The sequence below is a fragment of the Streptomyces sp. yr375 genome (assembly GCF_900110755.1).
GTDB lineage: Bacteria > Actinomycetota > Actinomycetes > Streptomycetales > Streptomycetaceae > Streptomyces.
The window spans coordinates 107,821-128,871 of the sequence record NZ_FOFF01000024.1 but is presented as its reverse complement, the minus strand read 5'-3'; the positions used below and the strand labels follow the sequence as shown (position 1 = coordinate 128,871).

General features: G+C 70.7%; 20 protein-coding genes and 1 tRNA gene. 10 read left to right on the top strand and 11 right to left on the bottom strand.

The genetic code is table 11. The features are described 5' to 3' along the window. From BMZ82_RS23530 to BMZ82_RS23515, 3 genes are all read left to right on the top strand, one after another. The coding region (locus BMZ82_RS23530) for a transposase (protein ID WP_143098898.1) at window positions 1–297 on the top strand (297 nt) is incomplete at its 5' end. Window positions 298–663: 366 nt separating this feature from the next. Next, complete coding sequence (locus BMZ82_RS23520; RefSeq protein ID WP_093778928.1) at window positions 664–1,527, top strand: serine hydrolase domain-containing protein; 864 nt, start codon at window positions 664–666, stop codon at window positions 1,525–1,527. Window positions 1,528–1,670: 143 nt separating this feature from the next. Continuing rightward, window positions 1,671–2,222, top strand: a complete 552-nt coding sequence (locus BMZ82_RS23515) for a hypothetical protein (protein WP_093778926.1) — start codon at window positions 1,671–1,673, stop codon at window positions 2,220–2,222. A 17-nt stretch (window positions 2,223–2,239) separates the two neighbouring features. Here BMZ82_RS23515 and BMZ82_RS23510 read toward each other — a convergent pair whose 3' ends face one another. Next, entirely contained in the window at window positions 2,240–2,965 is a 726-nt protein-coding gene (locus tag BMZ82_RS23510) for a class I SAM-dependent methyltransferase (protein WP_093778924.1), read from the bottom strand. Between the two features lie 71 nt (window positions 2,966–3,036). On the opposite strand from BMZ82_RS23510, the gene BMZ82_RS23505 reads away from it, so the two are divergent. Next, on the top strand, window positions 3,037–3,366 hold the full coding sequence (locus tag BMZ82_RS23505) for a hypothetical protein (RefSeq protein WP_093778922.1): 330 nt from the start codon (window positions 3,037–3,039) through the stop codon (window positions 3,364–3,366). 396 nt (window positions 3,367–3,762) lie between these two features. Here BMZ82_RS23505 and BMZ82_RS23490 read toward each other — a convergent pair whose 3' ends face one another. After that, window positions 3,763–4,047 carry a hypothetical protein gene (locus BMZ82_RS23490; RefSeq protein WP_371271290.1) on the bottom strand — a complete coding sequence of 95 codons (285 nt, stop codon included), beginning with the start codon at window positions 4,045–4,047 and terminating at the stop codon, window positions 3,763–3,765. A gap of 170 nt (window positions 4,048–4,217) precedes the next feature. Between BMZ82_RS23490 and BMZ82_RS23485 the strand changes: the two genes are divergently transcribed. Then, entirely contained in the window at window positions 4,218–5,519 is a 1,302-nt protein-coding gene (locus BMZ82_RS23485) for an NsdA family TPR-like regulatory protein (protein ID WP_093778918.1), read from the top strand. A 1-nt stretch (window position 5,520) separates the two neighbouring features. Here the strand turns inward: BMZ82_RS23485 and cutA are convergent, their stop codons facing one another. The 3 genes from cutA to BMZ82_RS23470 form a co-directional block, all read right to left on the bottom strand. After that, the gene (gene cutA / locus BMZ82_RS23480; RefSeq protein ID WP_093778916.1) at window positions 5,521–5,847 is read right to left on the bottom strand and encodes a divalent-cation tolerance protein CutA; all 327 of its coding nucleotides are present in this window, start codon (window positions 5,845–5,847) and stop codon (window positions 5,521–5,523) included. A 155-nt stretch (window positions 5,848–6,002) separates the two neighbouring features. Then, window positions 6,003–6,077 (bottom strand) — tRNA-Val (locus BMZ82_RS23475). 48 nt (window positions 6,078–6,125) lie between these two features. Further along, a complete protein-coding gene (locus BMZ82_RS23470; RefSeq protein ID WP_093778914.1) occupies window positions 6,126–6,833 on the bottom strand; it encodes an alpha/beta hydrolase in 708 nt (235 codons plus the stop codon). Between the two features lie 207 nt (window positions 6,834–7,040). Here BMZ82_RS23470 and BMZ82_RS23465 point away from each other — a divergent pair, with 207 nt between their 5' ends. Then, the gene (locus BMZ82_RS23465; RefSeq protein WP_093778912.1) at window positions 7,041–8,426 is read left to right on the top strand and encodes a coiled-coil domain-containing protein; all 1,386 of its coding nucleotides are present in this window, start codon (window positions 7,041–7,043) and stop codon (window positions 8,424–8,426) included. A gap of 118 nt (window positions 8,427–8,544) precedes the next feature. Continuing rightward, a complete protein-coding gene (locus tag BMZ82_RS23460) occupies window positions 8,545–9,105 on the top strand; it encodes a DUF4383 domain-containing protein (RefSeq protein ID WP_093778910.1) in 561 nt (186 codons plus the stop codon). A 7-nt stretch (window positions 9,106–9,112) separates the two neighbouring features. On the opposite strand, the gene BMZ82_RS23455 is transcribed toward BMZ82_RS23460, so the two are convergent. The 3 genes from BMZ82_RS23455 to BMZ82_RS23445 form a co-directional block, all read right to left on the bottom strand. After that, a complete protein-coding gene (locus BMZ82_RS23455) occupies window positions 9,113–10,285 on the bottom strand; it encodes an amidase domain-containing protein (RefSeq protein ID WP_177244622.1) in 1,173 nt (390 codons plus the stop codon). Between the two features lie 99 nt (window positions 10,286–10,384). Continuing rightward, complete coding sequence (locus BMZ82_RS23450) at window positions 10,385–11,674, bottom strand: polysaccharide deacetylase family protein (protein WP_093778906.1); 1,290 nt, start codon at window positions 11,672–11,674, stop codon at window positions 10,385–10,387. Between the two features lie 52 nt (window positions 11,675–11,726). After that, window positions 11,727–13,955, bottom strand: coding sequence for a transglycosylase domain-containing protein (locus BMZ82_RS23445; protein WP_256252066.1), 2,229 nt, complete (start codon window positions 13,953–13,955; stop codon window positions 11,727–11,729). 285 nt (window positions 13,956–14,240) lie between these two features. Here BMZ82_RS23445 and BMZ82_RS23440 point away from each other — a divergent pair, with 285 nt between their 5' ends. Then, window positions 14,241–14,465: an FmdB family zinc ribbon protein gene (locus BMZ82_RS23440; protein WP_093778904.1), complete on the top strand. Its 225-nt coding sequence runs from the start codon at window positions 14,241–14,243 to the stop codon at window positions 14,463–14,465. 81 nt (window positions 14,466–14,546) lie between these two features. Here the strand turns inward: BMZ82_RS23440 and BMZ82_RS23435 are convergent, their stop codons facing one another. The 3 genes from BMZ82_RS23435 to BMZ82_RS23425 are packed head-to-tail and all read right to left on the bottom strand — an operon-like array spanning window position 14,547 to window position 19,093. Continuing rightward, the gene (locus BMZ82_RS23435; RefSeq protein WP_093778902.1) at window positions 14,547–15,347 is read right to left on the bottom strand and encodes an HAD family hydrolase; all 801 of its coding nucleotides are present in this window, start codon (window positions 15,345–15,347) and stop codon (window positions 14,547–14,549) included. Then, window positions 15,347–17,902 (bottom strand): phosphoribosyltransferase, encoded by a 2,556-nt coding sequence (locus BMZ82_RS23430; protein WP_093778900.1) that lies wholly within the window; start codon window positions 17,900–17,902, stop codon window positions 15,347–15,349. The genes BMZ82_RS23435 and BMZ82_RS23430 overlap by 1 nt, the downstream gene beginning before the upstream one ends. Before the next feature lie 24 nt (window positions 17,903–17,926). Further along, window positions 17,927–19,093 (bottom strand): HpcH/HpaI aldolase/citrate lyase family protein, encoded by a 1,167-nt coding sequence (locus BMZ82_RS23425; RefSeq protein ID WP_093778898.1) that lies wholly within the window; start codon window positions 19,091–19,093, stop codon window positions 17,927–17,929. A 186-nt stretch (window positions 19,094–19,279) separates the two neighbouring features. Here BMZ82_RS23425 and BMZ82_RS23420 point away from each other — a divergent pair, with 186 nt between their 5' ends. Beyond that, complete coding sequence (locus BMZ82_RS23420) at window positions 19,280–19,999, top strand: TerD family protein (protein ID WP_093778896.1); 720 nt, start codon at window positions 19,280–19,282, stop codon at window positions 19,997–19,999. Between the two features lie 119 nt (window positions 20,000–20,118). Further along, complete coding sequence (locus tag BMZ82_RS23415; RefSeq protein ID WP_093778894.1) at window positions 20,119–21,006, top strand: SCO6745 family protein; 888 nt, start codon at window positions 20,119–20,121, stop codon at window positions 21,004–21,006. Window positions 21,007–21,051: the final 45 nt, after the last annotated feature.

Genomic DNA, 21,051 nt, shown 5'->3' with positions numbered 1-21,051 from the left:
GCATGGGAACTGTCCGGCGCGAAAGACGCCGTCGGTCACACCACGGTCATCGCCGACGGCGGTTACCGGGGCACCGGCCTGGTCATCCCGCACCGCCGCGAACCCGGCCAGACCGAACTCCCGGCCTGGAAAGAGGAACACAACACCTCCCACCGCAAAGTTCGCGCCCGCGTCGAGCACGCCTTCGCCCGGATGAAGACCTGGAAAATCCTCCGTGACTGCCGTCTCAAGGGCGACGGCGTCCACCACGCGATGCTCGGCATCGCCCGCCTGCACAACCTCACCCTCGCCGGCTGACGAAGAAACAGGCAGGCCAACGAACACGTCGAAGATCATTTACGGGACAACGCTTAGGTGCTCGGTCATCTCAGGACTGTTGGCCCGCCGAAGCAACCAGAAGTCCCCCTCCGCCCAGGGCACCAGCCCCACCCGCTCCACACCACCGAGATCCATACAGCCACCGTAGAACGAGGGTCTGACATCGCACCCGCCACCCGGACCGGCCACACTGAGATCACTGCACCCACGTCCCCCAACTCACCGCGGACAAAACCCTGTTACCCCGCCCAGCCCCGCCGAACCCCGCCGAGCCCCGACGAGCCCCGACGACCTGACGACCCGACGACCTGACGACCCGACGACCTGACGACCGAAGGAACTCCCATGCCGCCCAGGCCTCTCGTGCGTCGCCGTGTCCCGACCTGCGTGCTCAGCCATGCGGCCCCGCCCGCCCTCAGCGACGGTCACGCCGTCGACCGGTACGTCCCGATCGGCTCGCTCACCAAGGTCGTCACCGGTACGGCGCTGACGCGGATGGCCGCGGCGGGGGTGCTCTCCCTCGACGACCCGGTCGAGCGGTGGCTCCCCGACGCCCCCGCGACCGGGATCACCCTGCTCCACCTCGCCCGGCACACCTCCGGCCTGCCCCGCCTGCCACCCGGCCGCCTCGCGCCCCGCGACCCGTACGCCGCGTTCGACCGCGCCGCCCTGCACGCGCTGCTCCCCCGCCTCGGCTCCCTCGCCGAGCGCCCGCCGGGCCAGGAGGAGGAGTACTCCAACCTCGGCTACGCCCTCCTCGGCGAGGCGCTGACCGCCGCGTGCGGCACGACGTACGAGGAGGTGGGCGCCGAGTACGTGCTGCGCCCGCTGGACATCACGGAGATGACCGCCCGCCCCGACCCCGACCGGTGCCTCCAGGCCCCGGGGCTGTTCGGCAGGCCCCGCAGGCCATGGACCATGGACGGCGCGATCCTCCCCGCCGGAGGCCTGTGGGCCACCCCCCGCGCGGTGGCCGACCTGGTCGTACGGCTCCTGGTAGAGCGCCGGCTCGGCGACCCCGCGCCCACCTGGGTGACGTCCGGCCCGCTGCGCTGGCACAACGGGGCGACGCTCCTCGCCTCGCTCTTCGCCGGCGCGCTGCCCGACGGCGCGTGGGTGGTCGTCCACCGCCTCAACGGAGACCCGGACGACACGGACCAACTGGGCATCACGGTCCTCGAAGAGAGCCGACAGAGCCGACAGAACTGACAGAGCCGGCCGCACCGGCTCCCCCCATCGGCATTCGCCAGACCGCCGTCCGGTCCGCGCACTACCGTACGGATATGCCGCGCTACCCACTGCGGTCGCATGTCGCATGTCGTATGTCGTATGTCGTATGAGGAGGAGTCCCTGTGTCATCGCCCTGTGACCCCAAGTACGCTCCCGCCGGCGAGGTGGGCGCGGCCCTCCTGATGATCGACTCCCGGCTCAAGGCCATCTACGACGACAACACCGAGCCCGACGAGCCCGACCTCGAACAGCAGGAGATGGTCGAGCAGTTCGCCGCGTCCATGGGCCCCGACGGGATCGACGCGATGCTGGACGGCACCTGCACGCTCATCTACATGTTCATGAAGTGGCTGCGGATGACCTGCGAGGACCACGGCAAGGACGTCATCGAGTACGTGGTGCCCACGCATGTGGCCACGATGCGCATGATGCCGCGCACCTTCAGTCCCGAGGTCATCCCCATCATGACCGGCCTGATCGTCGCCGCGGGCACGGGCCTGAGCCCCAGCCTCTGGCGCGCGCAGTACGGACCCTGGACCGACGCCGAGATGAACCCCCTGGAAGCCACGGCCGTCCTGCTCGCGGAGCGCATCAACCGCATCGCCGACGACACCGACTACGCCACCCGCCTGATCACCGAGGCCCTGTCCAGGACGGAGCGGAAGCGACGCTGAAGATCACGGATCGCGAATCACGGGCGTCGCGTGACGAAGACCAACTCCCTTCCCGGCCGGTCGGGCGCATCGCGAACGTCCTCCACGACATAACCGTGCGCGACCAGGTCCTTCGCGACCTCTCCCCGCTCCCGGAAACGCACGGTCGAGTCCGACGTCAACGTCTGCCCGTCCGCCGCGAACACGTACGTCCAGCGAAACGTCACCAACGGCCGCCGAACCTCCACCAGTTGGACCCAGCTCTCGACGGAGCCGACGCCGGGAATCTCGGTCACGCAGTAAGACTTCTCACGGGTCCACTCCTCCCAGGCGCGCCTGGCGGGATCCCGGGTCTCGAAGACCAGACGCCCGCCGGGCCGCAGCGCTTCGTACGCTCCGCGCAGCGTGTCGTCCCACGCCTGCGGATCGACGATGGCCTGGGCGACGTTCGCCGTCATCGTGACCAGATCGACCCGCAGCGGCGGAAGGTCCGTCGCGTCACCGCAGATCCACCGCACCCGCTCACCACCCGGCCTGGCCCGGGCCACCTCGACGGAAGCCCGGGCGGGATCGACCCCGACGACCTCGATCCCACGGCCGGCCAGAAGGGACGCGAACACCCCCGTACCGCAGCCGACATCCAGCACCCGGCGCGCCCCGAACTCCTCCGCCATGCACAGATACGCGTCAAGATCACCGCGGTCGGGATCGAGCCGGTCGTAGATCGCGGCGAGCCGCGGATGCCCGAAGCAGTCGTCAGCCATGCGGCAGAACGTATGCGGAGCCGGGCCCGGTCAGCCACCGACTTCTATTCGAACAGGCGTACTATTACCGAGTGGCTACGACCTACGACTTTCCCAGCGACCTGCGCGCCGGTCAGGAGGAGCTGCATCAGGTCCGGGCCGAGCTGTCGGCCCTCCTGAAGCGGCTCCCCTGGTCGGTCGAGCCCCTGGACGGCTTCAGCGACGACGCGGGCTGGCGCAAGGCCGAGCGCCCCGCCTCCCCCGGCTGGACAGCCGACGAACAGGCCGAGGTGGAAAAACTCCGCCGCCGCGAGCACGAGCTGGCGGTGTTCGTCTCCTGCCACCGCTTCTGGTCAGAGATCGCCACCGGAGACCGCGTAGAGGCCCGCATGAGCCTCAAACACAGCCAACCGGAGACGTGAACTCACCGACCCTGACACGCGACAGGCCCCCCGGATCTCGGCGAATGATCGCCCGTGTGCTTCCCGTGCTCGCGCATGCGCACGTTGCAGTCCGACGCTCTCGAGTAGTCGCCGTCGGCGTTCGCGGCGGCCCGCTCACGGGCCAGGTCGGCGCAGGTCACACACTCGGGCGCGGGCTCGGGCGGTCGGGGCGGGAACAGTTGGTCCACGGGGCCCTTCATGAGGGGGATCCTTCCGGGCGTTGGTGGCATGAGCAGCGGCAGCGAGGCACGAGCACTACGCCGCTGGAATGCGGCAGGTGGATGTCCCGGGTCTGACGACACTGCTCGTGCAGGTCTTCGCAGTCGGGCCTGAGTGCCACCGTGCACTCGGCCGAAAGGGTGCCGGTGGTCGTGGTCACGGGCACTCGCCCCTCGATCGGGCGTTGGCGGCGGCGACGTCCTTGCTGAGGGTCTCTGCCGTGGTGACGGGCCGGAGGTCTTCGGGGCGGGCGTTCCATTCAAGGCCGCCGCCGATCGGGCGGAGCCAGACGCGGGAGCCGACGAAGTCCACCACCCGACCGATCTTGTTCGCTTCCACATCGACGGCGGTGTCGTGGATGCGGGGCTCGTACGAGCCGGGGTCATACGGCGGCTGGTCCCGGTCTGCCGGAGTCGGCGGGGCAGTGGGAGAAGTTCTCACGTCGGCGCTCCTCGAAGCGTTGGCCACGCCCCGGGGCCGTTCGCGCGGTCGCCGGGGTCTGAGGACCAGCCTCGCGAGTGCCTACGGCTTCCGACTTCCCGCCGAGGGGTACCCCTCATGGGTACTCTCACCGTCAGACCACGCCGTCCCCACGCCCGATGAGGCACCTCATGACCGGTCGCGAACCGCCAACCGCGCTCCCGTACGAGCTACTTGAGCGCCCCGACGTGCGATCGGCGCTCGCCGCCCACGACTTCGGCACGGTGTTCCACGTCGCCCGTACCGAGGCGGGCATCAGCTACTCGATGATCGCGGCCGAGTGCGGCATCAAGCCAGAGCGGGTGGGGACGCTCGCCAAGGGGCACGGCAGGGTGACGACGTTCGAGAAGGTCGTCCGTATCGCCGACGCGCTGCGTATCCCCGGCCACCTGGTGGGCGTCGCCCGGCGGCCGTGGGAGACGGCCCCCGAAGGCTCGGCGGATGCGGGGCCCGAGCGCCGGGAGTTCCTGAAAGCCTCCGCTGCCGCGAGCCTGGCCGTCGGTCTGCCGGACCTCTCCCGCCCATCGGCGGCCGGCCGCGTCGGAAGTGATCTCCCCGACCGGCTTCGGCGGCGCACGGCCCGCCTGCGACGCCTCGACGACATCCTCGGCGGTGGCGACACCTTCCGCATCTACCTCGGCGAGTACCAGTCCACCAGGTCGCTGCTGCGCGGCCGTTCGTACACCGAAGAGACGGGCCGCGGGCTGCTGTCCGTACTCTCCGAGCAGGCGCAGCAGGCCGGTTGGGCGGCGTTCGACGGCGGCCGGCATGCCGAGGCGCGCGGCCTGTACGAAGCGAGCCAGAAAGCCGCGGTGGATGCCGGGGACGCCGCGCTCGCCGGGAACGCGCTTGCCTTCCTCGCGTACCTGGGACTGCGCGGGAATCGGCAGGCCCGGCAGGACGCAGTGCAGATCGCCGCCAGATCGTGCGCGACGGCCAGCCCGGACGCGGCGCCGGGGGTGCGGGCTCTGCTGTGCGAGCGGCTCGCGTGGGCCCAGGCGGTGGCGGGCCACGCCGATGAGACGGAGCGTGCCCTGGATGCCGCCCGCGATGCGCTTGCCGAGGCCGACGGCGCCCCTCAACCGGATTGGGCCGCGTGGGTCGACGAGACCGAGTTGCAGATCATGTCGGGCCGGTGCTGGACGGAGCTCCGGCGCCCGCTCCGGGCAGTGCCGGTCCTCGAAGCCGCACTCGCCCGCTACGACGACTCACACGCGCGCGACAAGGCGCTGTACCTGTCGTGGCTCGCCGACTCCTACCTCACCGCCGGGGAGATCGAGCAGGCCGCGTCGGTCACGGGCCGAGCGCTCGACCTGTCCTCCGGGGTCGCGTCCGTACGGCCCCGCGAGCGGCTGGCGCCGGTACTGCGACGGCTCGGCGAGCACCAGGCGCTCCCCGCGGTCGCCGACGTCCTGGCACGGGCTCGTAGCTGAGCTACTCGACCGGGCCGGTGTTCGCGGCGATCCAGTCGAGGCACCCTTTCGACCCGGCCTCGATCGCCACGGCGGCGATCTCCGGGTTCCGCCACGGGTGGTGCTTCAACAGATGGGCTTCCAACTCCGGGTAGCGAGCCCGGGTGGTCTTCAGCAGTAGCTGCCACTCCTCGCCGGTGCCGAACACACCGTCGTGCCAGAACGCGGACGTCACGGGGCCCACGATTTGCGCGCCTGCGGCGAGCCGTTCGGCGACGGCGGTGCGGGCGAGGTCGACGGCCTGGTCGCGGGTGGGAGTCGCGGTGGATACCTGAAGGAAGTCAGCCATGCGCGGGAGCGTATGCGTCGGCTGCGGCCACGCGAAAGGCACCCAGTGATCACACCAGCGCGATCCCATGGGGTGGTGGATTTGATGTGGACTCCGCGCAGGTGAGCGGCCTCCGCGAATGATCTTCGGGAGGCCGCTGACCTGCTACTTCATCCTGGTGGGCGCGGACGGTTTCGAACCGCCGACATCCTGCTTGTAAGGCAGGCGCTCTACCCCTGAGCTACGCACCCAGGACGAGTCGACAGCCTACATTGCCCGGGGGCGTGCCCTGCAAACCCCTAGTGGGGGTCGACCGTGCTCAGCAGGAGGTCCCGGACCTCGGCGGGGTGGGACAGGAACGGGTGGTGGCCGGTGTCGAGTTCGACGACGTTGCCGGCCCGGCGGGCGAACTCGCGCTGTAGGCGCGGTGGGGTGCCTCGGTCCTGGGCGCAGACGAGGTAGGTCGAGGGCACCTGCTGCCATGCGGCCGCCCCGACCGGCTGCCCGGTCACCCGTACGCTCTGGCGGGCGAGATGGTCGGCCGCCCGCGCCTGTACCTCGGGGTCGCAGTCGTGCAGGAAGGTGTCCACGAGCAGTTCGGGGCGGACCCCGAACGTGCCGGCGTCGGGGTCGACGTCGAGGAACGGGGCGGGGTTGCCGTCCCCGAAGTCCGACAGGCTCTGGCCGACCTCGGGCAGGTAGCTGGAGATCAGCAGCAGGTGGCGTACCGAGCCGATGCCCGCGGCGGCTTCCGCGGTGACGATGCCGCCGTAGCTGTGGGCGACCACGACGGTCGGCTCGTCGCCGTCGCGCAGCACCTGGCGCACCGCGGCTACGTCCTCGGGCAGCCCTGGACCGTCTACGCCGCCGGGAGTACCCGCCTCGCCGCAGCTCGGCAGCGCCGGGGTCACGCTCGGCACCCCGCGTTCCCGCAGCAGCTCGGTGGTGCGGTGCCACCACCACGCCCCGTCCCGCACACACGCCCCGTGCACGAACACGACCCTCATCCCTACCTCCATGTCTGTCACGGCTGCCCGTTGCGCGAGCGCGCGAGGCTACGAGTGTGGCTCCACATCCGGCGCACCGCGCCGGCCATGCCTGTCGGCCCCGGCAAAGTCACCGGCGGGAACGCGAACTATCAGGCCCGTGTGTTCGTCTTCAACGGGTGGGAGAATGAGAATCGGGCAGGGCGGATCACAGCACGGGAGAGGGATGTGACGGCGACACCAGCGCAGCCGAGTTCGCCGTCGGCACCGCGCGCCGCACACGGCCGGGCAGTGCGGGATGTCCTCGCCCTTGTCGCCCTTCCCCTCGTCATCGCCCTCGCGTTGCCCGCCGCGTACGCCGGTGGTGGTACCCGGCGCTGGTTCGGCGGGCGGGCGGAGGGGCAGCGGGCCGAGGCGCAGGCCGCGAAGGACGCCGCTGCGGCGGCGTTCTACGAACTGGACACCGCCCAGCGCGACCTGCGGATCTCGATCGAGACGATCAGGGCGGTGGACGACTCGCCGGCCGCTCGCCGCGCGGTCGCCGACTTCGAGGCCGTCGGCCGGCGCATCGACGAGGCCAGTCACCAGTACATCGACGCCGTCGACGCCCATGACCTCGACCGGGACGACCTGGAGGCCTCGGTGGCCGCCCAGGCGCGCACCGAGCTGACCCGCGCCAAGGACGAGTTGGGGCGCGTCAAGCAGGAGCTGGACCGGTTCGCCGACGGGCTCGGCCCGCTGCTCGGCAAGGCCGAGACGCAGCTCGCCCGGCTCGCGCCCGCCGTGGAGCGGGCCCGGCAGGCGCTGCTGGCCGCGTCCGACGCGCTGGACGCCGTACGGGCGGGCGGGCTGCGGGCCGACGATCTCGCGGCGCGGCTGGCGGCGCTCGCGCCCGAGCTGACGAAGCTGAACCAGGGCGCGGGGCAGCACGGGGTGCCGCTCACGCTGGAGCGCGCGGAGCGGGTCTCGCGGGAGGCCGAGGCGGTGCGGGCGGAGGCCGGGAGGCTGCCGGAGCGGGCCGCGGAGATCGACCACCGGCTGGTGTCGCTGCGCACCCGCGCACAGGCGCTGACGACCCGCTCGGAGCAGGTGGAGCCGATCCTCAGCGAGCTGCGGCGGCGGTTCTCGGCGGCCTGCTGGCAGGACCTCCAGCACGTGCCCGACGAGGCCGGGGAGCACGTCCGGCAGGCCGAGGCGCGGCTGCGGGAGGCGCAGGCCGCGCGGGACGCGCAGCGCTGGCCGGACGCCACCGCGCTGCTGTCGACGGCGCGGGCCCTGCTGAACACCACCGACGAGGCCGTCTCGGCCGCCGGTGACCGCCTGACCAGGCTGAACGCCGTACAGAAGGATCCGCGGGCGGAGATCGACCGGACCCGGTTCGCGATCCGGGACGCCCAGCGGCTGGCCATGGCGGGCCGCAACACGCCCGATCCCCGGCACGCGCGCCCGCTGGACGACTCGGTGGCCCGGCTGGAGCGGGCGATCGGCACGCTGGAGGGCCGGCACCCCGACTACTGGCACTTCCTGACCGAGACGGAGGCCGTCCGGCGGGCGGTCGCGGATGTGGTGGCCCATATCCGCGAGGAGCGCGGGACCGGCATCACCGGGCACTGACCGCCGTCCCGGTTCCCGCCGACATCGCCCGCCCTACATTGCCGCGGGCGCTCGGCGGGCGGATATTGAGAGGTACGTACGGCCTCCGTCAGTACCGTCCACCCTCAGGGAGGCGGAAATGGCCACACACGCAGTGCACAGCCGGTCCGGACGGTCCGGACGGTCCGGACGGTCCGGGCGGCGGATCAAGTTGGACGAGCATCTGCCCGTCGACCACCGTCTGAACCTGGTCTACCGGATCGGCGCCGGGCTGATGGGCGCGGCGCTCGTCGTCTTCGGGATCTTCGGCATCGTCGACGAGATCGGTTTCTTCGACACCGGCGGAGACGAGGTGTGGAGCCTCAACACCAACGGCGCGCTGAGCTGGCTGTCGGTCGGCGTCGGGCTGCTGCTCTTCGTGGGCATGGTGATCGGCGGGAACTTCGCGTCCACCCTGAACATGACGCTCGGCGTCCTGTTCATCGCCAGCGGCTTCGTGAACATGGCGCTGCTGGAGACGGACTACAACTTCCTGGCCTTCAAGATCCAGAACTGCATGCTCAGCTTCGTGATCGGGATCCTGCTGATGGTCTTCGGGATGTACGGCAGGGTGGGCTCCGCGCTGCCGCACGACAACCCGTACTGGCGGGCCCGCCACCCCGAGGACGGGGCGACGGACCGGCCGGCTCACCACAGCTAGGAAGAGATCAGGTGCGGTAGGCGTAGTAGTACGCGGTCGGGTACGACGCGATGAGGCTGTCCACCGACCGGCGGAACGTGTTGTTCGAGTGGTACGTCACGTACGGCACGCCGTTGCTCTTGGCCGTGACGATCATCGTGTGGTCCTTGGACCCGTCGCGGTCGAAGTCCATCTGGAGGACGTCGCCGACCTCGAGCTGGTAGACGTTGGCGAGCGGCGTGGTCCGCTTGGAGTTCTGGGCGAACCAGGACCACTCGTTGACGCCGACGAACGAGTCGGACTGGATGTCGGCGTTGCCGAACCACTTGGTGTAGTCGTACACATAGCCGGGGACGTGCTTCCAGCCGCCGGCCTTCAGGGACTGGCTGACGAAGTTGGTGCAGTCGCCGCCCGCGCCGTGGCCGTTGTAGTCCGGGTAGTCCTTGTTGTAGACGTTCCAGTACTTCTCGGCGTAGGTCGCCATCGCCTTGTAGTCGTAGGCGGTGCCGGTCTTCGGGACGGCGGCCGGGTAGCGGGTGGTCGCCGCGCGCGGGGCGTTCGGCATCGTGTCGTCGGCGGTGGTGGGCGCCTTGACGGGGGCCGGCTTGGAGAGGGTGTTGACCGCGAGACCGCCCTGGTCGGTGTCGCTGATGCCGGTGAGCTGCCAGTCGCCCCGCTGGTCGGCCTTGAACGTCAGCTCGTGCCTGGCCTGGAAGCCGGTGGTCTTCGGCGCGCCGGAGCGGGCCCCCGAGTAGGTCAGGGTGGTGGTCTCGGTGACGTCGGCCTTCGCCGTACGGCCCGTCACGCGCGTGGCGTTCAGGGTGACCGTGGTGGCGGCCTTGCTGTACTTCTCGCCCGACTTCGCGAGCTTGTCCTTGCGCTGCCCCAGCGAGGACAGCGTGGTGTCCTCGGTGCGGGCGGTGCCGGAGGACAGCCTGACGTCACCGGAGAAGCCGTTGGTCAGCGGCTTGGCGCGGTCGCCCTGCGCGCCGGTGACGAGGGCGTCCGTGCGGTCGGTGAAGACCGCGTCCGCCAGCCGTTGGAAGGTGGCCTTGGTCCGCGCGTCGACGGTGGGGTCGTCGACGACCGCGGCACCGGCGGACCAGTTGGGCAGCAACGCGACTCCGGCGGCAACCGAGGTCGCGGCTGCCCCGAGTATCGTGACGCGGCGGCGCGTGCCGCTCAATTTCCTTGACTTCACTGATGTTTCCCCTCTTGCCCCGGCGGAGGGAAGGCCGGGCACGGGCATCTTTGCATGGTGTGTGCGGCTCGCGTGAAGAGGCCTACGGTTGAGGTTTGGTTACTTCACGACCGTCGACCAGTCCGGATTCTGCGCCGGGTCCAGGGTGCGCAGGGAGGCCAGCGTGGCCGGTGTCTGCACGTCCATCCAGTCGGCCAACTCCTTGAAGGACACGCACTTGACGTCCTTCTTGGTGCACACGTTCTCGATGACCTGGTCGACGGCCTTCATGTAGATGCCGCCGTTCCACTCCTCGAAGTGGTTGCCGATGAACAGCGGGGCCCGGCTGCCGTAGTACACCCGGTTGAAACCGGCCAGGTAGGCGTCCTTGGTCTCCTGCTCCCACTGCGGGTACTTGGCGGGATCGCCCTCGGGCTGGCCGTCGGACTGGTTGGCCAGAAAGTTGAAGTCCATGGACAGGCCCTGGTAGGAGCCGCCGTCGTACGGCAGCGCCTGGAGCGGGAAGTCCCAGAGGCCGTTCTTCTTCGTCGGCCAGATCTGGAAGTCGCCCGCGGACGAGGCGTCGTAGCGCCAGCCGTAGCTCTTCGCGGCCTTCAGGAGGTTCGCCTGGCCCTCCAGGCAGGGCGCCCGGCCGCCGGTGACCTCCTTCTTGAAGTCGAAGGGCAGCGGGGGTATGTCCTTGTAGCCGGTGTTGGTCTTCCAGTTCTCCACGAACTTGTAGAACTGGTCGATCTCGGACTTCCACTCCTCGACGCTCCAGAAGCCGCCGCCCTTGGCCCCGCAGAAGTGGCCGTTGAAGTGGGTGCCGATCTCGTTGCCCTCCTTCCACGCCTCGCCGAGCTGCTCCAGCGTGGTGCGGATGTGCTCGTCGGTGGGGAAGCTGATCGCGGACGAGCCCTTGGGGTGCTGCGGCGGGGAGTACAGGTCCTTCTTGCTCTTGGGCAGCAGGTAGATGCCGGTGAGGAAGAACGTCATGTGCGCCTTGTACTTCTCGGCCATCTTTCGGTAGTGCTCGAAGAGGCCGTCGTCGCCCATCAGCGCGCCGTCCCAGGAGAAGACGACGAACTGGGGCGGCTTCTCACCGGGCTTGAGCGGCACCGGCTTCAGCTCCCCCGTCTGCGGGCCGGTGTACGAGGTGGAGCCGTCCCCCAGGACGTGCGTCTTGCCGTCCCACTCCGGCTCCTTGGTGGCCGTCGCCGACGCCTTCTTGCTGTCCCCCTCGGACGCCGTCGGCTGGGTGTTGTCCGTGCGGTCGAGCACCAGGTAGCCGGCCATCAGCGAGGCGACGACGAGGAGCGCCGCGAGCGTCAGGAAGCCCGGGTGCGTGGCGGCGGGGCGGCGCGGTGTTGTTGCCGGGGCCTTGCGGCGGCGGCCCGACGGTGACTTCATGGGCGGATCATTTCTCCGGTTTCGGTGGACGCGGGTGCCCGCGGTTCGGTGGTCAGCCGAGCGGGCTCATGGCACCTGACCAGATGCCGTACGGGACGCTGTCGTCGGACGTGCCGGCGATGCCCTCCAGTGGAAGCGGTTCGAGGCTCTTGGTGAGGTCGATGCGGTAGACGACGACCGCCGTGGACACGGCCTTCGCCGTGCCGACGTACCAGGCTGCGGTGTCGCCCTCGGTGGTGCCCTTCTTTCCGGCCACCAGGCCGAGGGAGCCGGTGCGGGTGGACTCCCGCTGCGAGGCGGGCACATCGCCCGGGTGGGCGGTGCTGAAGGAGTCCGCGAGCGCGGAGTTGACCTCCTCGGCCACGTCGGCGCCGAACGCCCGCTCGGCCTCCGGGGTGTCCAGCTCGACCTTGGTGCCGTTCCTGGTGATCAGACGCACCGAGTACGGCTCGGTGTGCTTGCCGCCCGCGGCGAACGTGGAGTAGCCGCTCGCCATGCGGATCGCGCTGGGCGTGGAGCTGCCCGTGGACAGCGCGGGCACCTGCGCCCCGAAACTGGAGGGCAGCAGCCCGGACTTCTCGGCGGTGGAGCGCACCATGTCCAGGCCGGTGTCCATGCCGAGCTGCATGAACGGCGTGTTCACGGACAGCGCCAGCGCCCGGTGCAGGGAGATCTGCCCGTACGACCGGCCGCCGTCGTTCTTCGCGGCCTCCTTCTTGCCGCTGCGGTTCCAGTACGGGCCCTCGGGCGTCGTCACCGGCACCTTGTCGTCGCCGTCGTACAGCGTCTGGCCGGTGACGGGTTCGGTGGCCCCGTCGCGGGTCTTGTGGATGCCGTGCTCGAGACCGGCCGCGTACACGAACGGCAGGAAGGCCGAACCGGCGGGCACCGTCGTGGAGTTGGACTCGTTGTAGCCCTGCGTACGGTGGTCGGGGCCGCCGTAGACGGCGAGGATCCGCCCGTCCGCGGCCACCGAGGAGGCCCCGTAGTGCGCGGCCGCCGCCTTCTTCGGATCGTCCTCCAGGGCCTTCTTACGGGCCTTCGTGACGGCGTCGGTGAGCTGCTTCTCGCGCTTCTTGTCGAAGGTCGTGTAGATCTGGTAGCCGCCCAGGTCGAAGTCCTTGTCGGAGATGCCCCCGGCCTTCTTCGCGTACTGGGAGGCGAGCTCGACCAGGTAGTCGCTCTGCTCACCGGTGTCGTACAGCGGGTTGGACTTGAGCGGCTCCGGGAACGTCTTGTACGTGGCGCGCTCGGCCTTCGACAGCTTGCCGATGTCGACCATCCGGTCCAGGGTCCACGACCAGCGCTCGACGGCGCGGGCGCGGTTGGCGGAGTTCAGCGTCGGGTCGTACAGGCCCGCGCCCTTGAGGAGCGAGGCGAGGAACGCGGCCTCGCTGGCGTTGAGATCGCCGACGTCCTTGCCGTAGTAGGCCTGGGCGGCGCGCTGGATGCCGTAGGTGCCGCGGCCGAACCAGCTCGTGTTGAGGTAGCCCTCGAGGATCTCGTCCTTGCTCATCTGGTTGTCGAGCTTGAGGGAGATCATCGCCTCGGTGAACTTGCGGCTGACCGTCTGGTTCTGGTTCAGGTAGACGTTCTTCACGTACTGCTGGGTGATCGTCGAGCCGCCCTGGGTGTCGCCCTGGCCGATCGTGCGGAACAGGGCGCGGCTGATGCCCTTGACGGAAATGCCGGGGTCGCTGTAGAAACTCGCGTTCTCGGCGGCGAGCACCGCCCAGCGGACGTCCTCGGGTATGTCCTTCAGCGGCATCGCCTGCCGCTGCACCCAGCCGGTGCGGGCCATCGGCGTCCCGTCGGCCCAGAAGTACACGTTGTCCTGCTGGGTGGCGTACGAGTTGATGTTGTCCGGTATGTCGGTGGCCGCGTAGGCGACGACCAGGAGCAGGCTGCTGAGGCCCATCGCGGCGAGCGCGCCGCCGAGCCACTGCCGCCAGGAGGGTGCCCAGCGCCGCCAGCCCTGCCGGCCCGGGCGCGGGTACTGCGGGCGGAGCTTGCGGGCGTAGGGCGTGACACGAGCAACGTACGGCGCCAAGGCCCCCGCGAGCGGGGCGAGTCGGGGTCTCAGAACCCCGGAAACTCGGGCAAAGACGGAGGGACGGGGGGCTTTACGGCGGTTTTTCGAGGAACGCGCTTTCTTTTTCCCCGCCGTCTCATTTACCGCTTCTTCACTTCCCGAGGATATGTCCGGCACAGCCGGAATATCGGACACCCGCAGTTGCATGGTCTCGTCCGCCCGGAAAGCGGCGGGCACCTTGAACTGCATGGTGGCGTCCGGCTCCTGGGGCTCCTCCCCCTGCCCCACCTGGGTCACGACGCGTCTCCCTCCGCACTCCGTATTGCTCGCAGGCAGACGTACAGACTTACGAGGGCCTGACATGGTTGCCGTTGACGCGGCCGCAAACTTCGAACCCTCCCGACCTCGGGGTTCAAGACGGCGCTCTCAAATTACCAGCGCCCTTCGCAAATTCTCCACATAAGAAAACGACAGAAGTGAACAGCGGAGAAACTGCTGACACCGCCCCTGAGCTTAAGGGCCTAGCCTGGGGTCATGCCTCGTTACGAGTACCGCTGCCGGACCTGCGGCGACACCTTCGAACTGTCCCGTCCGATGGCGCAGTCCGCCGACCCCGCGGACTGCCCCGCAGGCCATGACGACACCGTCAAACTTCTCTCAACGGTAGCTGTAGGCGGCACCAAGTCCGCCCCCGCACCCGGATCGGGTGGCGGGGGCGGAGGCGGTGGCGGCTGCTGCGGGGGCGGCTGCTGCGGCTGACCACCCGCAGGAGACGGGTGGCCACCCACAGGAGACGGGTGGCGGCCGACAGGTGACGAGTGGCGGCCGGTGGGCGAATTCTCAGGTGTTCTTCAGGAACTCCCGCAGGATGCGCTCGCCGGCCAGCACGCCCCGCTCGGGCAGGGCGGTGATCTGCGGGGCCGTCCAGGCCGTGTCGGCCAGTTCGCCGTGCCCGGGGCGCCAGCCCCGGTCGGCGGCCAGCAGCAGGTCGGCGTCGAGCAGCGAGTCGCCCGCGGCCAGCGTCAGCTCGGCCCCGGTGCGGCGGGCCACCTCGCGCATGGCCGCGCTCTTGGTGAGCGGCTTCGGGACGGCGTAGAGCTTGCGGCCCTGCACGGACACCGTCCAGCCCCGGTTCTCCGCCCAGGCCGCGAGGTCCTTCACCCACTCCTCGGGCAGCAGTTCGCGCTCCACGACGAGGTAGGCGAACAGGTCCTCGGCGACGCGCTGTTTGCGCAGCCAGAGCGGGTCCGCCGACTCGGCCAGGTGCTCCTGCACCTCGGCGAGCGGCGCGCACTCGTCGGCCAGCCGCGCCAGCACGCCCGCGTGCCAGTCCTGGTCGGTCACCCCGTCGACCAGGAGGTGGCCGCCGTTCGCGCAGATCGCGTACTTCGGCGGCGGGCCGGGGAGGTTGATGCGCTGGTACTGCTTGCGGGTGCGGGTCGTCGTCGGCACGAAGACGGCCGCGTCCCCGAGGTCGGTGAGCAGCCCCGCCGCCGTCTCGGTCATGAACGACAGCGGCCTCGCCTCGTGGACCTCCACGCACAGCAGGCGCGGCGCGCGGGCGTCCGGCATGGTCAGCGCCAGGGCGGCCGCCGAGTAGATGAGCGTACGGTCGAGATCGCTCGCCACCAAGGCCGGCATCAGACCGTCACCGCCTTGCCGTCGGCACCGGTCGCCCCGCGCGTGTACTGGGGGTGGATCAACCCGACGCAGGTGTACGGCAGTTCGCCGACCTCCTCGACCGGGACCCCGCGCTGCTCGGCGAGCAGGCGGACATGGTCCAGGTCGGCGCCCGCGCCGGCTCGCGCCAGGATCTTCCAGGGCACCCGGCGCAGCAGCACCCGGGTGGTCTCGCCGACGCCCGGCTTGACCAGGTTCACGTCGTGGATGCCGTACTCCTCGCTGATCCGCTCGACGGCGGCCCAGCCCTCCCAGCTCGGCGTGCGGTCGCCCGCGAGGAGCTCCTTGACCGCGCCGTCGACGGCGTCCGCGACCTCCGGGAAGCGGGCGGCGACGGCGTCCAGGAAGGCCACCGAGACGTCCGCGCCGGCGAGTTCGCGGTAGAACTTCGCGCCGTGGAAGTCGTCGGGCCCGACCAGGTCGGCGCGCAGCACGGTCCGCGAGATGAGCCCCGAGACGGTCGAGTTGAGGCAGGCGGACGGGATCAGGAAGTCCTCCCGGGTGCCGTACGTCCGCACGCACGAGCCCGGGTCGGCCAGCACCGCGATCTCCGCGTCGAAGCCGGCCGCGCCGCCGCCCGCCTCGAACTCCTCGATGGCGGCGGCCAGTTCACGGGTGATCGCGCCCTTGCCGGTCCAGCCGTCGACGAAGACGACGTCCCGGGGGTCGTGGTGGGCGGCCAGCCAGCGCAGCGCGTTGGCGTCGATGCCGCGGCCGCGCACGATCGACACGGCGTAGTGCGGCAGGTCGAGCCCGTGCCGATACTGCGCCCAGCGCCGCATCAGCACCCCGACCGGGGTGCCGGCGCGGGCCAGCGAGACGAGGACCGGGCGCGGCGACCGCTCGGCGAGCACCGCCTCGGTGACGACGCCGGTCGCCTGCGCGATGCGCGCCGCGGAGGTCTCCAGGGCGGCGTGGAACAGCGCCTGGTACTGCTCGCTGGGCTGGTACTCGACGGGCAGCGACTCGGCGTAGTGCGCGCCGCCGCTCTGGATGGCCTCCTCCCGCTCCTCGGTCGGCGCTTCCAGCGTCACGTCCGAGAGGTCCTGGAGCAGCCAGCCGACCTCCTCCGGCGGATACGAGGAGAAGGCGGGGCCGCGAAGCGGTTCGGGCAGCATGGCGGGCCTTTCGGGTACGTACAGCGGCTCGGGGACGTACGACGGTACGACCGCGAGGACGACGTGCGGGGTGTGCGCGCCGAGCTGCGCGAGCAGCCCGTCCGGGGCGTGCAGGGCGGCGGTGTCGGCCACCGAGTCCACGACGGCGACGACGGCGTCGAAACCGGCGCCCGCGACGTTGTAGGCGTAGCGCTCGCCGGGGCCGTCGGCCGGGTCGTCATGCGCGGGGAAAACGATTTTGCTGCGGATCGCGTAGCCGGGGTCGTCGACCGCGAGGACGGGTGAGCGGGTGGTCGTGGAGTACCGCACCTGCGCGGGCACGGTCCGCTCCAGCTCCTGCGCGAGGCGGAGGGGCGTGTACATCAGCTCTTCGAAGCCGAGGACGTGTATGCGGGTGGCGTCCGCCGGGAGGGCCGCGGCGAGTTGTGCGGCCATGTGGGGGAGGGCGGTTTCCAGCCGTATTCGATGTGCGGGGGTGAAACCGTGCCGGCCGCCGTCGGGGAGGCCGGGGGGCCAGTGCAGGTCTACGAGCGTGAGGTTGTCGTTCGTCCGCGGGGCGGTGGGGGCTTGTCGCGCCCACGCGGCGGTAGCCGCAGATTCAACACAGCCCCGCGCCCCTAGGGGATTGCGGCTGACGTCGGGTTCAAGGCCCTGGGGGGACTCGTACCGTGCGACCAGTTCCTGGCCCTTCTCCAGTACGCCCTCCGGCAGGCGTACCGTCCCCGAGGCTGTGGCTATCAGGTCGACTCGGGCGTTGATCTCGCGGGCGAAGTCCGCGAGGCGGCCCGCGTCGGATGCCGAGCGCATGTCGACCAGGGCGACGACCACGTACCGGCCGCGCGGGTAGCGGTCGTGGAGGGCTCGGATGGTGTTGAGGACTGTGTTGCCGGTGGAGAACTCGTCGTCGACGAGGACCAGGGGGCCGTCGCTGACCAGCAGGGTGGGGTCCTCCGGGAGGAGGAGGTGGGACGTGGCGTGGGAGTGGGACTCCTCGAAGCCGCCCGCCGCCGCGACGCCCGCGACCGGGCGGCGGGTGGAGTGCAGGTAGGGCGCGCTGCCGAGGCCGTCGGCGACGCAGTGGCCGAGCCCGGTCGCGGTCTCCGCGTAGCCGAGGACGACCGCCCGGGCCGCCTCCCGCTCGCCGAGCAGCTCCCGCACCCGCCGCCCGAGGGCGAACCCGTGGCCGTGGACGACGGACGGGGACTGCGGGACGTGCTTGCCGAGCACGTTGGACACCAGCAGGTGCGCCCGCTTGGGGTTGCGGCGCAGGGCCAGCCCCAGCAGGTCCGGCAGCGTGCCGTCGTCGCCGACGAGCTCGACGCCGAGCCGCTCGGCGACCCAGCTCCCGGACCAGATCCCGCCGTCGTGGCCGTCCCCGTTGTTCAAAGCCCTGTTCATGCGTCCCTTGGTGGTGAGGTGGGTTCAGTGAGGTATCGCCGCGGCGAGCAGGTCGACGAAGCTGACGTCCTCGTGCGCGACGCCGAAGACGTCCGCGCGGAGCATGGTGCGCTCGGCCCAGGCGCGGTGCGGCTTCACCTCGTTCATCTTGTTCGTGTACTGCGAGCGCAGTACGCCCCCGCCGCCGCGCTCCGGCCGCAGGATGTCCGCCGCGTCGCTGTACTCCTCGTGGCTGACGACGGACAGCGCGTGCACCGCCGGCACGTGCGAGGGGTGGATGCAGGTCTTGCCGAGCAGGCCGTTGGCGTGGTCGAGGGAGATCTCGCGCAGCAGCCCGTCCATCGCGTGCTCGATCAGCCGCTCGCGCAGCTCCACCGCCTGCCCCTCCAGGAAGGGGCTGTGCCGCAGCATCGGCTTGAACATGCGCTCGGGGACCCGGAAGTACTCCCACACCGGCCCGGTCACCGTGAACCCGGTGCCGTCGGCCCGCCCCAGCATGTTCACCACGTCGGCGATCACGGAGGCGACGATCTGGACGTCGTAGGCGGTCATGTCGGGCGCGCGGCGCAGCCCGTAGGAGGAGCAGAAATCGGTCACGCCCAGGCGCAGCGCGAGGACCCGGCTGCGGTACTTCTCGACGGCGCGGGCGATGCCCTCCAGGGCGTCGACCCGGGACTCCCGGTACATCAGCTCGGGCGTCTCCAGCACGGGCATGCCGAACAGCCGGCGGCCGCTCGCCGCCTCGGCGCCCGACAGCGCCTCCAGGAAGGGGATGCCCCGCTCCTCGGTGAACTTCGGGAAGACGAACCCGCTGAGCAGCTCGGCGGTGGTCCCGAGCCGCCGGACCAGGTCGGGGATCTGCTCGGGCGTCCGCACCCGGATGAAGAGCAGCGGCAGCTCCACGTCCGTACGGCCCGCCAGGTCGGCGAACTGGCGGACGAGGTTCTCCTCACCGGCCGCGACGTCCTCGTCGCCGATGGAGTCCTCCAGGCACAGCACCATCGACACCACGCCGCGGCCGGTCTGCTTGAGGACGTCGTCCGCCAGCCGAGGCCGGGTGGCCGGGCTGTAGAGCGTCGCGCCCAGGGCGGCGGACAGCAGCCTGGCCGGGGAGTCCCGGTCGAAGACGCACGGCTCCCGGTGGAACAGGCGCTGCCGCACCTCAGGAGCGAGGTGCCCGAAATGACGCATATATCTCCCCCGTGGCGCAAGGTAAGTCGGTGGATTCGGCAAGAGGTGGCCGGTAATAGTACGTAGGGATCCATGTCAGAGGTTCCCGCCGGGCATGAACTTCAGGTAACCCGCCCGTGAGAGTTGTCCGGACTCGCCGTGCACCCCGCGTTGTCGTGAGCAGGACCGAGCAGGCAGGATGACCGCATGACGCACGCGATGCTGAAGGGGTCGAACGTCCCGCTGAGAACCACCACGGTACGCGCCGTGCTGCGCTGGACCCCCGGGCAGGGGGTCCCGGACGTCGACGCCTCCGCGCTGCTCCTCGGCCTCGACGGTCGGGTGCGTTCCGACCAGGACTTCGTCTTCTACAACCAGCCCCGGCATCCGTCCGGGAAGGTGTGGCGGCTCGGCAAGAAGCGGGTCGCCGAGGGCCTTACGGACACCATCCAGACAGATCTGTCCGGTGTCGAGTCCGGCGTCGGCCAGATTCTGCTGGTCGCCTCGGCGGACGGCGTCCCGTTCGACCGCGTACGCTCCCTCACCATCCTGCTGTACGACGCGACGACCGACGGCGAGCCGCTGGCCACCTTCGACATCCGCCCCGAGACGGGCGAGGAGACGGCCCTGATCTGCGGCGAGCTGTACCGGCGCGGCGACGGCTGGAAGTTCCGCGCCCTCGGCGAGGGCTACTCCAACGGCCTCAAGGGCCTGGCCACCGACTTCGGCATCTCGGTCGACGAGTCGGAGGAGGCCCAGCCCACCCCGAGCCTCTCCCAGCCCCTGCCCCCCGAGCAGCCCGCCGCGTCGGTCCCCCCGCAGCAACCGGCCTACGGCTACCCGGCCAACCTCCCCACCCACGGCTACGGCTATCCGGACGGCGCGTTCCGACTGCCGCCGCAGGGCCCGCAGTTCATCGGGCGGTAGTGGCCGGAGCCGCTCTCCGATACCGTTCCGACCAGACGGTACGGACGGGTCTGCCCGCCGCGCCGTCGTGTGCTCGATGAACAGCAACGTTTCATCCGCCGCAGGACGGAGAGCCCCTCATGACGCCTGACACGCTCGGCGACGACCTGGCCTTAGCGCGCCAGACCTGGAGAACCCTGGAGCCATACCACGGGGCCAGCTACTTCTCGCCCGAAGCGGCGAGCCAGTACGCCGAGTTGGGCGTGGACGCCAGGGCCGGGTACTTCGCGTCCCGCTCCGCCCCGCTCGGCGCGGCGCCGGCGGAGCTGGTCATGGCCACGTTCTACAACTTCAGTCCCCAACTGGTGCGCCGGGCCATACCCGCGGCCTGGGAAGCGGCCACGCCGCAGCAGTTCGCCGCCGCCCGGCTCGCCGCGGTCGACGCCATGCTCCGCCGCATCCTCGGCACGGACGTCTCGTCACCGGCGCTGGCCCGCGCGGCCGAACTGGCCCGTACCGCGGCCGAAGTGACCCTGGGCCATTCCCATGGTCGCCCCCTCTTCGCCGCGCACGCGTCGCTGCCGTGGCCGACCGAGCCCCACCTCGTGCTCTGGCACGCGCAGACCCTGCTGCGGGAGTTCCGCGGCGACGGCCACCTGGCGGCGCTGCTGAGCGCCGGGCTGAGCGGGCTGGAGTCTCTCGTCACGCACGCCGCCACCGGCGACATGGACGCGGCGGTGCTGCGCGATTCGCGGGGCTGGACCCCGGAGCAGTGGGAAGAGGCCGTGCGGGGCCTGCGGAAACGCGGCTGGCTCACCGACGGGCCCGACCTGGCCCTGACCGAGGACGGTGCGCGGCGCAGGGCGGAGATCGAGCACACCACCGACCGGCTGTCCGCCCTCCCCTACACCACGCTCGGTCCCGCCGCCTGCGCCGAACTCCGGTCGCTGGCAAGGCCGTTCAGCCTTGCGCTGGCCAAGGAACTCGTACCGTGGGCGGTCGACCGGCTCAGCCAAGAGAGCGACTGAGAGAAGAGCGCCTCCGGGGGACGAGAGGGGCTGGGAGGAGAGAGC

What these genes read in the sequence shown, in the direction of transcription:
- BMZ82_RS23520 (WP_093778928.1), top strand. Translation starts at nt 664, where the DNA reads ATGCCGCCCAGGCCTCTCGTGCGTCGCCGTGTCCCGACCTGCGTGCTC.
- BMZ82_RS23510 (WP_093778924.1), bottom strand. Translation starts at nt 2,965, where the DNA reads ATGGCTGACGACTGCTTCGGGCATCCGCGGCTCGCCGCGATCTACGAC.
- BMZ82_RS23485 (WP_093778918.1), top strand. Translation starts at nt 4,218, where the DNA reads ATGACCGGTCGCGAACCGCCAACCGCGCTCCCGTACGAGCTACTTGAG.
- cutA (WP_093778916.1), bottom strand. Translation starts at nt 5,847, where the DNA reads ATGGCTGACTTCCTTCAGGTATCCACCGCGACTCCCACCCGCGACCAG.
- BMZ82_RS23470 (WP_093778914.1), bottom strand. Translation starts at nt 6,833, where the DNA reads ATGAGGGTCGTGTTCGTGCACGGGGCGTGTGTGCGGGACGGGGCGTGG.
- BMZ82_RS23460 (WP_093778910.1), top strand. Translation starts at nt 8,545, where the DNA reads ATGGCCACACACGCAGTGCACAGCCGGTCCGGACGGTCCGGACGGTCC.
- BMZ82_RS23450 (WP_093778906.1), bottom strand. Translation starts at nt 11,674, where the DNA reads ATGAAGTCACCGTCGGGCCGCCGCCGCAAGGCCCCGGCAACAACACCG.
- BMZ82_RS23445 (WP_256252066.1), bottom strand. Translation starts at nt 13,955, where the DNA reads ATGCAGTTCAAGGTGCCCGCCGCTTTCCGGGCGGACGAGACCATGCAA.
- BMZ82_RS23440 (WP_093778904.1), top strand. Translation starts at nt 14,241, where the DNA reads ATGCCTCGTTACGAGTACCGCTGCCGGACCTGCGGCGACACCTTCGAA.
- BMZ82_RS23435 (WP_093778902.1), bottom strand. Translation starts at nt 15,347, where the DNA reads ATGCCGGCCTTGGTGGCGAGCGATCTCGACCGTACGCTCATCTACTCG.
- BMZ82_RS23430 (WP_093778900.1), bottom strand. Translation starts at nt 17,902, where the DNA reads ATGAACAGGGCTTTGAACAACGGGGACGGCCACGACGGCGGGATCTGG.
- BMZ82_RS23425 (WP_093778898.1), bottom strand. Translation starts at nt 19,093, where the DNA reads ATGCGTCATTTCGGGCACCTCGCTCCTGAGGTGCGGCAGCGCCTGTTC.
- BMZ82_RS23420 (WP_093778896.1), top strand. Translation starts at nt 19,280, where the DNA reads ATGACGCACGCGATGCTGAAGGGGTCGAACGTCCCGCTGAGAACCACC.
- BMZ82_RS23415 (WP_093778894.1), top strand. Translation starts at nt 20,119, where the DNA reads ATGACGCCTGACACGCTCGGCGACGACCTGGCCTTAGCGCGCCAGACC.